General features: G+C 72.3%; 16 protein-coding genes. 5 read left to right on the top strand and 11 right to left on the bottom strand.

Translation table 11 applies throughout. The features are described 5' to 3' along the window. Nucleotides 1-29: 29 nt before the first annotated feature. Entirely contained in the window at nucleotides 30-1,829 is a 1,800-nt protein-coding gene (locus ACFIF2_RS22175) for a DAK2 domain-containing protein (RefSeq protein WP_395574942.1), read from the bottom strand. A 264-nt stretch (nucleotides 1,830-2,093) separates the two neighbouring features. Here ACFIF2_RS22175 and rpmB point away from each other — a divergent pair, with 264 nt between their 5' ends. Further along, nucleotides 2,094-2,279: a 50S ribosomal protein L28 gene (gene rpmB / locus ACFIF2_RS22170; protein WP_003973430.1), complete on the top strand. Its 186-nt coding sequence runs from the start codon at nucleotides 2,094-2,096 to the stop codon at nucleotides 2,277-2,279. Nucleotides 2,280-2,447: 168 nt separating this feature from the next. Here rpmB and thiD read toward each other — a convergent pair whose 3' ends face one another. Both thiD and ACFIF2_RS22160 read right to left on the bottom strand, forming a co-directional pair. Beyond that, nucleotides 2,448-3,245 carry a bifunctional hydroxymethylpyrimidine kinase/phosphomethylpyrimidine kinase gene (thiD, locus tag ACFIF2_RS22165; protein WP_395574941.1) on the bottom strand — a complete coding sequence of 266 codons (798 nt, stop codon included), beginning with the start codon at nucleotides 3,243-3,245 and terminating at the stop codon, nucleotides 2,448-2,450. Next, the gene (locus ACFIF2_RS22160) at nucleotides 3,242-4,207 is read right to left on the bottom strand and encodes a thiamine-phosphate kinase (protein WP_395574940.1); all 966 of its coding nucleotides are present in this window, start codon (nucleotides 4,205-4,207) and stop codon (nucleotides 3,242-3,244) included. Before ACFIF2_RS22160 ends, thiD begins: the two co-directional genes overlap by 4 nt. A gap of 227 nt (nucleotides 4,208-4,434) precedes the next feature. Here ACFIF2_RS22160 and ACFIF2_RS22155 point away from each other — a divergent pair, with 227 nt between their 5' ends. Then, nucleotides 4,435-4,668 carry an Lrp/AsnC family transcriptional regulator gene (locus ACFIF2_RS22155; RefSeq protein ID WP_019328745.1) on the top strand — a complete coding sequence of 78 codons (234 nt, stop codon included), beginning with the start codon at nucleotides 4,435-4,437 and terminating at the stop codon, nucleotides 4,666-4,668. Nucleotides 4,669-4,967: 299 nt separating this feature from the next. Here ACFIF2_RS22155 and ACFIF2_RS22150 read toward each other — a convergent pair whose 3' ends face one another. The 3 genes from ACFIF2_RS22150 to ACFIF2_RS22140 form a co-directional block, all read right to left on the bottom strand. Next, nucleotides 4,968-6,137: a D-alanine--D-alanine ligase family protein gene (locus ACFIF2_RS22150; protein ID WP_395574939.1), complete on the bottom strand. Its 1,170-nt coding sequence runs from the start codon at nucleotides 6,135-6,137 to the stop codon at nucleotides 4,968-4,970. A 103-nt stretch (nucleotides 6,138-6,240) separates the two neighbouring features. Continuing rightward, nucleotides 6,241-7,251, bottom strand: a complete 1,011-nt coding sequence (locus ACFIF2_RS22145; protein WP_395574938.1) for an NAD(P)H-dependent glycerol-3-phosphate dehydrogenase — start codon at nucleotides 7,249-7,251, stop codon at nucleotides 6,241-6,243. Continuing rightward, nucleotides 7,248-8,096: a lysophospholipid acyltransferase family protein gene (locus tag ACFIF2_RS22140; RefSeq protein WP_395574937.1), complete on the bottom strand. Its 849-nt coding sequence runs from the start codon at nucleotides 8,094-8,096 to the stop codon at nucleotides 7,248-7,250. The genes ACFIF2_RS22145 and ACFIF2_RS22140 overlap by 4 nt, the downstream gene beginning before the upstream one ends. Before the next feature lie 143 nt (nucleotides 8,097-8,239). Here ACFIF2_RS22140 and cofC point away from each other — a divergent pair, with 143 nt between their 5' ends. Both cofC and ACFIF2_RS22130 read left to right on the top strand, forming a co-directional pair. Further along, nucleotides 8,240-8,878, top strand: coding sequence for a 2-phospho-L-lactate guanylyltransferase (gene cofC / locus ACFIF2_RS22135; protein ID WP_395574936.1), 639 nt, complete (start codon nucleotides 8,240-8,242; stop codon nucleotides 8,876-8,878). A 10-nt stretch (nucleotides 8,879-8,888) separates the two neighbouring features. Then, nucleotides 8,889-9,092 (top strand): hypothetical protein, encoded by a 204-nt coding sequence (locus ACFIF2_RS22130; RefSeq protein ID WP_395574935.1) that lies wholly within the window; start codon nucleotides 8,889-8,891, stop codon nucleotides 9,090-9,092. Nucleotides 9,093-9,252: 160 nt separating this feature from the next. Here ACFIF2_RS22130 and ACFIF2_RS22125 read toward each other — a convergent pair whose 3' ends face one another. The 4 genes from ACFIF2_RS22125 to leuC all read right to left on the bottom strand — a co-directional run bounded on the left by ACFIF2_RS22125 (nucleotide 9,253) and on the right by leuC (nucleotide 12,591). Next, a complete protein-coding gene (locus ACFIF2_RS22125) occupies nucleotides 9,253-9,909 on the bottom strand; it encodes an HU family DNA-binding protein (protein WP_395574934.1) in 657 nt (218 codons plus the stop codon). A gap of 137 nt (nucleotides 9,910-10,046) precedes the next feature. Further along, nucleotides 10,047-10,277, bottom strand: coding sequence for a hypothetical protein (locus ACFIF2_RS22120; RefSeq protein WP_395574933.1), 231 nt, complete (start codon nucleotides 10,275-10,277; stop codon nucleotides 10,047-10,049). Between the two features lie 284 nt (nucleotides 10,278-10,561). After that, nucleotides 10,562-11,155, bottom strand: coding sequence for a 3-isopropylmalate dehydratase small subunit (gene leuD / locus ACFIF2_RS22115; RefSeq protein WP_395574932.1), 594 nt, complete (start codon nucleotides 11,153-11,155; stop codon nucleotides 10,562-10,564). 5 nt (nucleotides 11,156-11,160) lie between these two features. Continuing rightward, the gene (gene leuC, locus ACFIF2_RS22110; protein WP_395574931.1) at nucleotides 11,161-12,591 is read right to left on the bottom strand and encodes a 3-isopropylmalate dehydratase large subunit; all 1,431 of its coding nucleotides are present in this window, start codon (nucleotides 12,589-12,591) and stop codon (nucleotides 11,161-11,163) included. Between the two features lie 198 nt (nucleotides 12,592-12,789). On the opposite strand from leuC, the gene ndgR reads away from it, so the two are divergent. After that, nucleotides 12,790-13,506: an IclR family transcriptional regulator NdgR gene (ndgR, locus tag ACFIF2_RS22105; RefSeq protein ID WP_395574930.1), complete on the top strand. Its 717-nt coding sequence runs from the start codon at nucleotides 12,790-12,792 to the stop codon at nucleotides 13,504-13,506. Nucleotides 13,507-13,640: 134 nt separating this feature from the next. Here the strand turns inward: ndgR and ACFIF2_RS22100 are convergent, their stop codons facing one another. Beyond that, complete coding sequence (locus tag ACFIF2_RS22100) at nucleotides 13,641-14,165, bottom strand: DUF4188 domain-containing protein (protein ID WP_395574929.1); 525 nt, start codon at nucleotides 14,163-14,165, stop codon at nucleotides 13,641-13,643. Nucleotides 14,166-14,196: the final 31 nt, after the last annotated feature.

Below are 14,196 nucleotides of genomic sequence, written 5' to 3'. Positions count from 1 at the left end.
GCCTCCCGGGAAACACCGGGAGCGCCGCGCTACTCCACGCCGACCAGCAGCAGCGCGCCCTGCCGGCCACCCCGGTAGACCACCGTGTCGACGGCGAGGTAGGCCGCGCGCACCCGGGCCTCCAGGTGGGCGGCGAGGGTCTCGGGGGCGTCGTCGCCGAGGACGAGGGTGACCAGCTCGCCGCCGGACGCGAGCATGCGGTCGAGGACGGTGGCGGCGATCGACGGGACGTCCGTGCCGATCACGGCCACGTCGCCGTCGATGAGGCCGAGCACGTCACCGGCCTGGCAGATGCCGGCCGTGGTCCAGGACCGGCGTTCGGCGACGGTGATCTCGGCGTGGCGGGTGGCGCCGGCCGCGGAGGTCATCGCCACCACGTCCTCGTCGAAGCGCCGCTCGGGCTCGTGCACGGCGAGCGCGGCGATGCCCTGGACCGCGGAACGGGTCGGGATCAGGGCGACCCGGATGCCTTCGGCGCGGGCCTGTTCGGCGGCCGCGGCGGCGGTGTGGCGCAGTTCGGCGTCGTTGGGCAGCAGGACGACCTCGCGCGCGTGGGCCCGGCGTACCGCCTGGACCAGCTCGCCGCTCGCGGGCGGCTCCCCGGGGCGCGCGAGGACGGGGGTCGCGCCGGCCTCGCGGTACAGCCCGGCCAGGCCCTCTCCCGGCACGACGGCCACGACGGCGCGCTGGGCGCGCTCCCGGGGTGGGCGCCCGGCGCCGGTGGTGTGCGCGTCGCCGTGCCCGAAGTGGGTGATCCGGATCCGGTACGGCCGCCCGGCCTCGACGCCCGCCTCCACGGCGGCGCCCGCGTCGTCGACGTGCACGTGGACGTGCCACAGTCCGTCGCCGCCGACCACGACGAGCGAGTCGCCCAGCGCGTCGAGCCGACCGCGCAGCCGCGTCACGGCCGCGTCCTCGGCCTCCAGGAGGTAGATCACCTCGAATGCGGGGCCGTCCCCGCCGTCCTCCTCGACGGCGCACTCCCCCGCGTGGTCCCCGGTGCCGTGGTCCCCGGTGCCGTGGCCCTCGGTGCCATGGCCCTCGGTGCCGTGCTCCGCGCGCGCGTGCGGGAAGGAGGCCGCGCCCGGCTCCGGCGCCCGGCCGGTGAAGGTCTCCACCAGGGTCGCGAGGAGCGTCACGAGGCCGCGCCCGCCGGCGTCGACGACTCCGGCGCGCTCCAGGACGGGCAGCTGCCCCGGGGTCGCGGCGAGCGCCTCCCGGGCGCCCTCGTAGGCCGCGCGGGCCACCTCCGCGCAACCGCCCTCCGCTGCGTCGGCGGCGTCGGCGGCGGCCGCGGCGACGGTCAGGACGGTGCCCTCGACCGGGTGGGCCACGGCCTGCCGGGCGGACTCCGCCGCGTGCCGCAGCGCCAGCCGCAGTCCCGGGCCGTCGGTGTGAGCGTGCTCACCCCGGGCGGTGAGCACCTGGGCCATGCCGCGCAGCAGCTGGGCGAGGATCGTGCCGGAGTTGCCCCGGGCGCCGATCAGCGCGCCGTGCGCCATCGCGCCGACGGCGTCCGCCAGCGAGGGCCCGGACACCTCCCCGGAACGCCCGGCACCCACCCCCGCCACCGCGTCCACCTCACGCGCCTCATCCACCGGGTGGGTCTCATCCACCGCGTCCACCGCGTGGGCCGCGAACACCGCCTCCACGGCGGCGACGGCCGACTCGACGGTCAGGTACAGGTTCGTGCCCGTGTCCCCGTCCGCGACCGGATAGACGTTGATCGCGTCGATCTCCTCGCGCGCCCGTCCCAGCGCGCGCAGCGACAGACCGCACCAGGTACGCACCGCCAGAGCGTCGAAGAACCTCTGCGGCACCTGCGCCACCTGCGCCTCCCTGAGCTGCTGGACGTGGCAGGCAGCGTAGACCTTGGAAGGGGGCCCGCCGGAAGCGGGCCCGGGCGGGGTCCCCGGCAGCCATGGTAGTTTCGTTGTACGGGAGCAGCCGTTGTATGCTGCTCCGGTTGCCCGATCCTGATCGGGCCATCCCCCTGGCACCGCCACTCAGATCCCGGACCGTTCTCGGTCCGAGACCTTGTCCCGGCATGCCGGGATCAACCGTAAGTGCATCTGAAGTCTTTGGAGTGACCCGTGGCTGCCAACTGCGACGTCTGCGGCAAGGGGCCGGGCTTCGGCAACAACATCTCGCACTCGCACCGCCGTACGTCCCGTCGCTGGAACCCGAACATCCAGCGCGTGCGTACTGTGGTGAGCGGGACGCCGAAGCGCGTGAACGCTTGCACCTCGTGCATCAAGGCCGGCAAGGTCTCGCGCTGACGCGTCAGCTGAGCGCGCGGCCACTGCCTGGTCCGCTGTACGAAGCCGAAGCCGGTCCACCGTGGGTGGACCGGCTTTTTGCTGTACCGGAAACCCTCCCGCGCCCGGCCCCTCCCCCGGGCGCCGCGGGCGCCGCCGGCGCCGTCGGCCCGGCCGCCGGCATCGAGGTCAGGGAGTGTCCCGCCTGAGCGCCCAGCCGTGGTCCACCGGCCCGATCCCGTCGCCGAGCGCGAATCCGGCCTGGATCGCCCCGGTGACGTAGGTCTTGGCCGCGGCGACCGCCTCGGGCACCGACCACCCCTTCGCCAGCCCGCAGGCGACGGCCGACGCGAGGGTGCAGCCGGTGCCGTGCGTGTGCCGGTTGTCGAGGCGCGGGGCGCGCAGCCAGTGCTCCTCGGAGCCGTCGGTGAGCAGGTCGACGGCGTCCCCGGCCAGGTGACCGCCCTTGATCAGCGCCCAGCGCGGCCCGTACTCCAGCACGGCCGCCGCGGCCCGGCGCAGATCGGTGTCGGACTCGACGCGGACGCCGGTCAGTTGCGCGACCTCGTCGAGGTTGGGCGTGGCGACGGTCGCGACCGGCAGCAGCTTGGTGCGTACGGAGTCCAGCGCGGAGGCGGCGAGCAGCGCGTCCCCGTGCTTGGAGACGCCGACCGGGTCGACGACGGCCGGGGCGTCCGTGCCCGCGATCAACTCGGCCACCGCCTCGACCAGTTCCGCGGAGGCGAGCATCCCGGTCTTGACCGCCTGCACGCCGATGTCGTCCACGACGCTGCGGTACTGGGCGCGCACCGCCGCCACGGGCAGCTCCCAGGCGCCCTGCACACCGAGGGAGTTCTGCGCGGTCACCGCGGTGAGCACGCTCATGCCGTGCGTGCCGAGGGCGAGCATCGTCTTCAGGTCGGCCTGGATGCCGGCGCCGCCGCCGGAGTCGGAGCCGGCCACGGTGAGGACCAGGGGAAGCCTCATGACTCCACGTCCCCGAAGTGGTCCCAGCCGCCCTTGCTGGTCCAGGGCGCCCCGTCGACGGTGACCTGGGGCAGCGCGGAGGGGTTGAGGACCTCGCCGATGACCTTCCAGCGGGCGGGCAGCTTCACGTCCGGCGGGAAGGTGGCCACGATGGCGTGGTCCTCGCCCCCGGTGAGCACCCACTGCATGGGGTCGACGCCGACGGCCTGGCCGATGTCGTTCATCTGGGACGGAATGTCGATCTGACCCGAGCGGACGTCGATCCTGACCTTGCTGGCCTCCGCGATGTGGCCGAGGTCGGCGATCAGTCCGTCGCTCACGTCGCACATCGCGGTGGCGCCGAGGCCCGCGGCGGCCGGGCCCGCGTGGTACGGCGGTTCCGGGCGGCGGTGGGCCTCGACGAAGGCGCGCGGCGAGCGGAAGCCCCGGGACAGCACGGCGAAGCCGGCCGCGGACCAGCCGAGCCAGCCGGTCACCGCGACGAGGTCGCCGGGCTGGGCGCCGCCTCGCGTGACGGGCTCCTGGTTGCGCAGGTCGCCGAGCGCGGTGATGGAGACGGTGATCGTGTCGCCGCGCACCACGTCGCCGCCGACCACGGAGGCGCCCGCGACCTGGCACTCGTCGCGCAGCCCGTCCATCAGCTCGGTCGGCCAGGCCACCGGCAGTTCGGCGGGTACGACCAGGCCGAGCAGCAGTGCGGTCGGCACGGCGCCCATCGCGGCGATGTCGGCGAGGTTCTGCGCCGCCGCCTTGCGGCCCACGTCGTACGCGGTGGACCAGTCCCGGCGGAAGTGCCGCCCCTCGACGAGGATGTCGGTGCTGGCCACGACCCTGCGGTCGGGCGCGGCGACCACCGCGGCGTCGTCGCCGGGGCCGACCCGGACCGCCGGGGTGGTGGTGAGACGGGAGGTGAGCTCCCTGATGAGCCCGAACTCCCCGAGCTCACCAACAGTGCCCTTCATTGCCTTGGCTCCCCTTCTGTCCCTGTCCGTGCCCGGTCGCGCGTCATCTCTGTCCTCGTTACGGTCTAAATGACCGTCGCCACTCGCCGGCGTGCTCGTCGACTCGTGTGTTCCGGCCCCACGGCGCGTACGGCCCGTGCCCCGCGGGTCTCCCCGCGAGGAGCGGCGACGCGATACCGTGGCGTTCCTTTTCCCCACATGATCCTCGTGGCCGCTCTGGAGGTTCCGTGGTACAGGCGTACATCCTGATCCAGACGGAGGTCGGCAAGGCGTCGACCGTCGCCGAGACGATCAGCAAGATCCCTGGAGTGATCCAGGCCGAGGACGTGACAGGACCCTATGACGTCATCGTGCGCGCCCAGTCCGACACCGTCGACGAACTCGGTCGCATGGTGGTCGCCAAGGTCCAGCAAGTGGACGGCATCACCCGTACTCTGACCTGTCCGGTCGTTCATCTCTAGCCACCTCCCCGCCCTCGCTCACGCCCTGGTGATCACCGCCGCGGGCTGCTCCTCGGCAGACGACAGCGAAGCGGCGGCGGTTCCCGGCCCGGCACGTGGTCACCAAGCTGTGCCGGAACCCGGACAACGCGCTGCCGACGGCGGGCGGCGGGCCGGGGAAACCCGCTGATCATACTGCGCCGCGCCGTACGGCGACCCGCCGAGGACGGGACCGGCGCCCACCGGCCCGCGCGCATGCCGAGAAGGCGGTCCCCGTCGGGGGACCGCCTTCTCGGCATGCGCGCGGAGTGCTTCGGGCGTCAGCGCAGTCCGGTGGAGCGCCGCAGAGCCGCCTGGACCAGCCGGTCCACCAGCTCCGGGTAGGCGACACCACTGGCCTGCCACATCTGCGGGTACATCGAGATCGGCGTGAAGCCCGGCATGGTGTTGATCTCGTTGATCACGAACTCGTCGTCCTCGGTGAGGAAGAAGTCCGCGCGCACCAGCCCCTCGCAGGACGCCGCGTCGAAGGCCGCCACCGCGAGCCGCTGGACCTCGGCGGTCTCCTCGGCCGTGAGCGGGGCGGGGACGACACCGGGCGTGGAGTCGATGTACTTGGCCTCGAAGTCGTAGTACGCGTGCTCCGAAGGCGGCGGGATCTCGGCGGGCACGGAGGCCCGGGGCCCGTCCTCGAACTCCAGCACCCCGCACTCGATCTCCCGCCCGCGCAGGGTCGCCTCGACGAGGATCTTCGGGTCGTGGCGCCGGGCCTCGTCGATCGCCTCGTCGAGTCCGGAGAGGTCGTCGACCTTGGTGATGCCGATCGAGGAACCCGCGCGCGCGGGCTTCACGAACAGCGGCCAGCCGTGCTCGCCGGCGAAGTCGACGATCTTCGCGCGGGCGCCGGAACGGTCCTGCTCCCACTCGCGCGGCCGGATCACCACGTACGGGCCGACCTTCAGCCCGTAGGAGGCGAACACGGCCTTCATGTACTCCTTGTCCTGGCCGACGGCCGAGGCGAGCACGCCCGAGCCGACGTAGGGCACGCCGGACAGCTCCAGCAGGCCCTGGAGGGTGCCGTCCTCGCCGTACGGGCCGTGCAGCACGGGGAAGACGACGTCGACCTCGCCCAGCGCCTTGGGCACCGAGCCGGGTTCGCTGTAGACGACCTCGCGGTTCGACGGGTCCACGGGCAGGACCACGCCGCCCTCGGTCGACTCGGCCAGCTCCTCGACGTCCGGCGTACGGCGTTCGGTGATCGCCATGCGTTCCGGTTCGTCGGCGGTGAGGGCCCAGCGGCCGTCCCGGGTGATGCCGATCGGCAGGACGTCGTACTTGGTCCGGTCGATGGCCGCGAGGACGGCGCCGGCGGTGACCACGGAGATCCCGTGTTCGGAGCTGCGCCCGCCGAACACGACGGCCACACGCGGCTTGCGAGGCGGCTGCTCCGGGCTCTGCTCGGGGCTCTGGGGGAGGTTCTCGGTGCTCATATCGCGTTGAGCGTACCCGCCCGCGGTGCCCCGAGACAGCGTCGGCGGGGCCGCGTGGCGCGGGTGAGGCCGATGTTCCGGTTCGGTGCCGTACGGGCGTCGCTCAGCGTCGTTCGGGCTTCGCGCTGCGCGACATCAGCTCCTTGACCGCGACGACCGGGGACTTGCCCTCGTGCACGATGGCGACGACCGTCTCGGTCAGCGGCATGTCGACACCGTGCCGACGGGCCAGGTCGAGCACCGACTCGCAGGACTTGACGCCCTCGGCGGTCTGCTTGGTGACCGCGATGGTCTCCTGGAGGGTCATGCCCTTGCCGAGGTTGGTGCCGAAGGTGTGGTTGCGGGAGAGCGGCGAGGAGCAGGTCGCCACGAGGTCGCCGAGACCGGCCAGGCCCGAGAAGGTCAGCGGGTCGGCGCCGAGGGCGACTCCGAGGCGCGTGGTCTCGGCGAGGCCGCGGGTGATGAGGGAGCCCTTGGCGTTGTCGCCGAGGCCCATGCCGTCCGCGATGCCGACGGCCAGCCCGATCACGTTCTTCACGGCGCCGCCCAGCTCGCAGCCGACGACGTCGGTGTTGGTGTACGGGCGGAAGTACGGCGTGTGGCAGGCGGTCTGCAGGCGCCGGGCCACCGACTCGTCGGGGCAGGCGACCACGGCGGCGGCCGGCATGCGGGCGGCGATCTCCCGGGCCAGGTTGGGTCCGGTGACCACGGCGATGCGTTCCGGACCGACCTTGGCGACGTCCTCGATCACCTCGCTCATCCGCATCGCGGAGCCGAGTTCGACGCCCTTCATCAGCGACACCAGCACCGTGCCCGGCGCCAGCAGCGGGGTCCAGTCGGCGAGGTTGGCGCGCAGGGTCTGGGACGGGACCGCGAGGACGGTGAAGTCGGCGTCCCGCGCGGCCTCGGCGGCGTCGGTGGTGGCGCGCAGGCCCGCGGGGAGTTCGACGCCGGGCAGGTAGTCCGGGTTGGTCCGGGTGGAGTTGACGGCGTCGGCGAGTTCGGCCCGGCGCCCCCACAGGGTGACGTCGCACCCCGCGTCGGCGAGGACCATGCCGAAGGCCGTGCCCCACGATCCGGTTCCGAAGACGGCCGCCTTGACGGGCTCGCTCACGTGCTCTGCCCTTCTGCCTGCTGCGCCTGTTGGGTCTGCTGGACGTGCTCGTCCCGCCGTTCTCGCCGGTCCTGCCGGCCCTGTGCCTGGCGCGACCGGTCCTGCCCGGTCTGGGCCTGGGTCCGGAGCCGCTGCTCGAGCCGCTCGCGGCGCGGGTCGTAGGGCGTCTCGGGCGCCTTCTCGCCGCGGATCTCCTCCAGCTGGCGGGTGACGGCGGCCATGATGACCTCGGTGGCCTCCTTCAGCAGGTCCGTGGTCATCTCCTTGTCGTAGAACCCCGACAGGTCAACCGGCGGGCCCGCCAGCACGCGGTGGGTCTTGCGCGGGAGGATGTGCGGCCTCTTGGAGTACGGCGGCAGCAGTTCGTTGCAGCCCCACTGGGCGACCGGGATGACCGGGCACCGGGTCTGCAGCGCCACGCGTGCGGCACCGGTCTTGGCGGTCATCGGCCAGCCGTCCGGGTCGCGGGTGAGGGTGCCCTCGGGGTAGAAGGCGACGCACTCGCCGCGCTCCACGGCGTCGATCGCGGCGCGGAAGGCGCTGAGCGCGTCCGTGCTCTCGCGGTAGACGGGGATCTGTCCGGTGCCCCGCATCGCGGCACCGACGAATCCTTTCTTGAAAAGGGCGCTCTTCGCCAGGAATCGCGGGACCCGGCCGGTGTTGTACTGGTAGTGCGCGTATGCGAAGGGGTCGACGTGCGAATTGTGGTTCACGGCGGTGATAAATCCACCGTCGGCCGGAATGTTCTCCATTCCCCGCCAGTCCCGCTTGATCAGAAGCACCAGCGGAGGTTTGCAGAGCACCGCGGCGAAGCGGTACCAGAAGCCGATTCTGCGGCGGGGCACGCTGACACCTTTCCTCCAGGGCCTGGGGCCGGACAAGTGTCGCCCCGGGCCGCCCGTCTGTCGAGAACACCGTACGCCCCGGCGAGTGAACCTCCAGATCTCCCAGGTGACAATGACGGCGACGAGAGAAGGACGGAACGCTCGTGCAGTGGACCTTGGTCGTACCCGTGAAGCCCCTCACCCGGGCCAAGAGCAGGCTGGCGGACACCGCCGACGACGGGGTGCGGCCGGGCCTCGCGCTGGCGTTCGCACTCGACACCGTGGCGGCCGCGCTGGCCTGCCCGGCGGTGGCGGATGTGGCAGTCGTCACGGCGGACCCCCGGGCGGGCCGCGAGCTGGCGGAACTGGGCGCCGGAATCGTCCGGGACGAGCCGGGCGGCGGTCTGAACGCCGCGCTGGCCCACGGGGCGGCATCGGTACGGGCCGCGCGTCCCGGAACGTGGGTCGCCGCACTCAACGCCGACCTCCCGGCACTGCGGCCGGCCGAATTGACGCGGGTTCTGGCGGCCGCCGCGCAATTCCCGCGCGCTTTTCTCGCGGACGCGGCCGGAATCGGTACGACTTTGCTGGCCGCGGCGCCGGACCGTGCATTGGCCCCCGCTTTCGGCACCGATTCCCGCGCCCGCCACCACGCCTCCGGGGCGATGGAACTGCGCCTCGACGCGGTGGATTCGGTACGGCAGGACGTCGACACCGGCGGCGATCTGCGCGCCGCGCTGGCGCTGGGGGTGGGGCCCCGGACGGCCGCGGTCGCGGCGCGGCTGCTGATCGCCGGGCAGTAGGCTGCCTGCCATGCAGGCGACCGCGTACACCTACGACCCCGAAAGCCGCAGCGGGCAGGTGCTGCTCGACGACGGCACGCCCGTGCCCTTCGACGCGGCGGCGTTCGACGCGGGGGGCCTGCGGCTGCTGCGGCCCGGACAGCGGGTGCGGATCGAGACCGAGGGCACGGGCGCGGACCGCCGGGTCACGCTGGTGACGCTGCACACCTTCTGACCCGCGCGTACCGCCGAGTCCCTGCCGGGTCACCGGCCCTGCCCGGTGACCGACCCTGCCCGGTCGCCGACGGGCCCCGGACACGCCGCGGGCCGGACTCCGAGAGGGAGTCCGGCCCGGCGCGTGAGTGCCCCTGTGCCCGTTCGCCTGCGAGTTCGTGCTACTTCTTGCGGGCGGTGGCCTTCTTGGCGGTGGTCTTGCGGGCGGTCGACTTCTTGGCCGGAGCCTTCTTCGCCGTCGCCTTCTTCGCGGGGGCCTTCTGGGCCGTGGTCTTCTTCGCCGCCGCCGTGGTCTTGGCGGTGGACTTCTTGGCGGGCGCCTTCTTGGCCGTCGCCGTCTTCGCCGCCCCGGTGGTCTTCTTCGCGGTGGCCTTCTTCGTCGCCGCGGTGGTCTTCTTGGCCGCGCCCGTGGCCTTCTTCGCGGCGCCGGTGGCCTTCTTGGCGGCGGCCTTCTTGCCCGCGGCCTTGGAGATGGTGGGCGCCGGGCCGGACAGGCTGCCCTTGGGGGCCTTCTTGACCGCGATGTCGTTCTTCGGGAGCTTCTTCGAGCCGCTCACCAGGTCCTTGAAGCCCTGGCCCGCACGGAAGCGGGGCACGGAGGTCTTCTTGACCCGAACCCGCTCGCCCGTCTGGGGGTTGCGGGCGTAGCGGGCCGGACGGTCGACCTTCTCGAAGGAACCGAACCCGGTGACCGAGACCCGGTCGCCCGCGACCACCGCGCGGACCAGGGCGTCCAGGACAGCGTCTACGGCGTCGGCGGCCTGCTGCCGACCGCCCAGCTTGTCGGCAATCGCTTCTACGAGCTGCGCCTTGTTCACGTCTTCCCCTTCGGAGACATCGCCAGAACGAATGTGTTCAAGCTTTTTCGCACGTTAGGCAGATATATACCGCAAATCAAACACGAAACGGGCTAATCACCCTTGTGCCGCAACGGACTCGGGCCGTCCCGGCCTGTTCAGCCGTCCTCGTCGGGGAATCGCCCCTCGTCGAGGTCCGCGATGAACCGCTCCAGGCGCCTTGCCGCACCGGCGAGATCGTGTTTGGCCGCGGCCGTAATGACCAGCAGCTTCCGGGTCAGCGCCATCCGTACGCCCTCCGGGACTTGCAGTGCGCGCACTCTTGTGTGCGCTTCCTTGAGCCGGACCGCGACCGCCGTATAGAGCTGGAGTTGGCCGTCGTGGTCCATGCACAGATTGTGCCATCTGGGGCGAGTTGTCGCCTGCGCAGGGGGCAACTGCCGCCTCGAACGGCCTTGTGGACACACCCGCCGACCGTGCCTCCGGGACTCGTGTACCCCTTCAACCACGCCTCTAACGTGGGAAGTTGCGCGTCCCAGCGGTGACGGAGACCGGTGTTCGGCAGCAGAAACGGCTGTACCCCCGATCGGGCCGATCGGGGGTACAGCCGTGGTGATGGGTGGCCGAAACTCGACCTTGCGAGCCCCCGGAAAGGGGTTCGGCGGTCCGGCGGTCAGACCTGGACGGTCTGCGGCTTGAACGACGGGCGCTTCGCCTCGTACGCGGCGATGTCCTCCTCGTTCTGGAGGGTGATCGAGATGTCGTCCAGCCCGTTCAGCAGCCGCCAGCGGGAGTTCTCGTCCAGCTCGAAGTCGGCGGTGATGCCCTCCGCGCGGACCTCGCGGGCCTGGAGGTCCACCGTGACCTCGGCCTGCGGGTCGTTCTCCGTCAGCTCCCACAGCGCGTCCACGGTCTTCTGGTCCAGGACCACCGTGAGCAGGCCGTTCTTCAGCGAGTTACCGCGGAAGATGTCGGCGAAGCGGGAGGAGATCACGGTCTTGAAGCCGTAGTTCTGCAGCGCCCAGACGGCGTGCTCGCGGGAGGAGCCGGTGCCGAAGTCGGGGCCGGCGACCAGGACCGTGGCACCCTCGCGCTCGGGCCGGTTGAGCACGAACTCCGGGTCCTTGCGCCAGGCCTCGAACAGCCCGTCCTCGAACCCGTCCCGCGTCACCTTCTTGAGCCAGTGGGCGGGGATGATCTGGTCGGTGTCGACGTTGCTGCGGCGCAGCGGGACGGCCCGGCCGGTGTGGGTGGTGAATGCTTCCATGACTCTCAGACTCCAGCGGGCGTGGGGACGTCGGCGGCGGCGAGGTCGGCCGGGGAGGCCAGGTGGCCCAGGACCGCCGTAGCGGCCGCGACCTGCGGCGACACCAGGTGGGTGCGGCCGCCCTTGCCCTGCCGTCCCTCGAAGTTGCGGTTGGAGGTGGACGCGGAGCGCTCACCGGGGGCGAGCTGGTCCGGGTTCATGCCCAGGCACATGGAGCAGCCCGCGTGCCGCCATTCGGCGCCGGCCTCCTTGAAGACCACGTCCAGGCCCTCGGAGACGGCCTGCAGACCCACCCGCGCGGAGCCGGGGACGACCAGCATCCGTACGCCGTCGGCGACTTTGCGGTCCCGGACGATCTCGGCGGCGGCGCGCAGGTCCTCGATGCGGCCGTTGGTGCAGGAACCTACGAAGACGGTGTCCACCTTGATGGAGCGCAGCGGCTGCCCGGCCTCCAACCCCATGTACTCCAGGGCCTTTTCGGCGGCGAAGCGCTCCGAAGCGTCTTCGTACGAAGCCGGGTCGGGGACGGCGGCGGACAGCGGCGCGCCCTGGCCCGGGTTGGTGCCCCAGGTGACGAAGGGGGACAGCTCGGCGGCCTCGATGTCGACCTCGGCGTCGAACTCGGCGTCGTCGTCCGTGCGCAGCGTCTTCCAGTACTCCACCGCCGCGTCCCAGTCCGCGCCCTCGGGGGCGTGCGGGCGGCCCCGGAGGTAGGCGAAGGTGGTCTCGTCGGGGGCGATCATGCCCGCGCGGGCACCGGCCTCGATCGACATGTTGCAGATGGTCATCCGGGCCTCCATCGAGAGCTTCTCGATGGCCTCGCCGCGGTACTCCAGGATGTAGCCCTGGCCGCCGCCGGTGCCGATCTTCGCGATGATCGCGAGGATCAGGTCCTTGGCCGTGACGCCCTCGGGCAGTTCCCCGTTGACGGTGATCGCCATGGTCTTCGGGCGGGCCATGGGCAGCGTCTGGGTGGCCAGCACGTGCTCCACCTGGGAGGTGCCGATGCCGAACGCCAGCGCGCCGAAGGCGCCGTGCGTGGAGGTGTGCGAGTCGCCGCAGACCACGGTGGTGCCGGGCTGGGTCAGGCCGAGCTGGGGGCCGACGACGTGCACGACGCCCTGCTCGACGTCGCCCAGCGGGTGCAGCCGGACGCCGAAGTCCGCGCAGTTCTTGCGCAGCGTCTCGAGCTGGGCCCGGGAGACCGGGTCCGCGATGGGCTTGTCGATGTCGAGCGTCGGGGTGTTGTGGTCCTCGGTGGCGATGGTCAGGTCGAGCCGGCGCACCGGGCGGCCGCTCTTGCGGAGGCCGTCGAAGGCCTGCGGGCTGGTCACCTCGTGCAGCAGGTGCAGATCGATGAAGAGGAGGTCGGGCTCGCCCTCGGCGCGCCGGACGACGTGGTCGTCCCAGACCTTCTCCGCGAGTGTCCTACCCATCGCTTTCCCTCCGGCCGGCGACGAAGCGTCGGCCCAACTAGAGATCTTTGCGGAAGCGGCGCCCGCACCCCTGTGTTTCCGGGCAGCCGCCACCAGGCCCTTACGTCACGGGCCGTTGTGACTTCGTGCCATCCAGAGTGGCGGGTTCCATGGAAAATTGAACTTGCGTTTCACAGAGTGAGACGGGAGTATCGTTGCATGGACAACAGTAGCGGCGTCGGCGTTCTGGACAAGGCGGCCCTCGTCCTGAGCGCTCTGGAGTCCGGTCCGGCCACCCTCGCGGGGTTGGTCGCGGCGACCGGACTGGCACGACCCACGGCCCACCGCCTGGCCGTGGCGCTGGAACACCACCGCATGGTGGCGCGCGACATGCAGGGCCGTTTCATTCTCGGCCCGCGCCTGGCCGAACTGGCCGCGGCGGCCGGTGAGGACCGCCTGCTCGCCACGGCGGGCCCGGTGCTCACGCACCTGCGGGACGTCACGGGCGAGAGCGCCCAGCTCTACCGCCGCCAGGGCGACATGCGCATCTGCGTGGCCGCGGCCGAGCGTCTGTCGGGTCTCAGGGACACGGTCCCGGTCGGCTCCACGCTCACGATGAAGGCCGGTTCCTCCGCGCAGATCCTGATGGCCTGGGAGGAGCCCGAGCGCCTCCACCGCGGCCTGCAGGGCGCCCGTTTCACGGCGACGGCCCTGTCGGGCGTGCGGCGCCGGGGCTGGGCCCAGTCGATCGGCGAGCGGGAGCCCGGCGTCGCGTCCGTCTCCGCGCCGGTGCGCGGCCCCTCGAACCGGGTGGTCGCCGCCGTGTCCGTCTCCGGCCCCATCGAGCGCCTCACGCGCCACCCCGGCCGCATGCACGCCCAGGCGACCATCGACGCCGCCGCCCGCCTCTCGGAGGCCCTGCGCCGCACGGGCTGACCACCGCCCGGGTACGTGACCGGGGACGGGCCCGCCTCAACGCCGCGGCAGGCCCCCTTCCCGGCCGGGAGTGCGGGAGCCCCGGGGCTGCGGGGCGGTGACCGACCCCGCCCCGCAGCCGCCCGTCGGCCCGCTCAGGCAGCCCGCTCCTGCCCCGACCTGTGCGCGAACCGGTCCTTCGCGTACCGCCCCCGGGCCTCCAGCGGCACCTGTCCGTGCGCGTGGGCCAGCCCGAACGCCGGCATGTCCCCGTAGATCGCCTCGTACGACCCCTCCGGCACGACGTACGCCTCGTGCCAGATGCCGACGTGGCCGCGCACCCTGCCGTTGCGGTCCATCCGGTTCACCCGGGCCCACACGGTGCGGTGAAAGGCGTCCGCCGCGCTCGCGTACGCGTACAGCTTCTCCTTGGACTCCCAGTACTGGACGACGTAGTACGTCCGCGGGGAGGCCGTGAGCAGCACGCGCGACAGCAGCCCCCGTCCCGGGTCGCGCTTCAGCTCCGCCAGCATCCGGAACATCGCCAGCATCACGGGCAGCCAGTGGTGCACCGCCCAGAATCTGTTGACCCGCATCCCGATCAGCAGGACGACGACGTCTCCCCGGGCGTCCGCGGTCGTGAGCCGCGCGCGGCCGGTCCTCTTCCCCGTGTCCGTCATGTTTGGATAGTGGCGCTACCCAACGAAAGGC

Source organism: Streptomyces sp. BK79 (assembly GCF_044142145.1).
Taxonomy (GTDB): Bacteria; Actinomycetota; Actinomycetes; order Streptomycetales; family Streptomycetaceae; genus Streptomyces.
The sequence above is the reverse complement of the archived record's forward strand: the minus strand, read 5'-3'. Positions and strand labels throughout refer to the sequence as shown.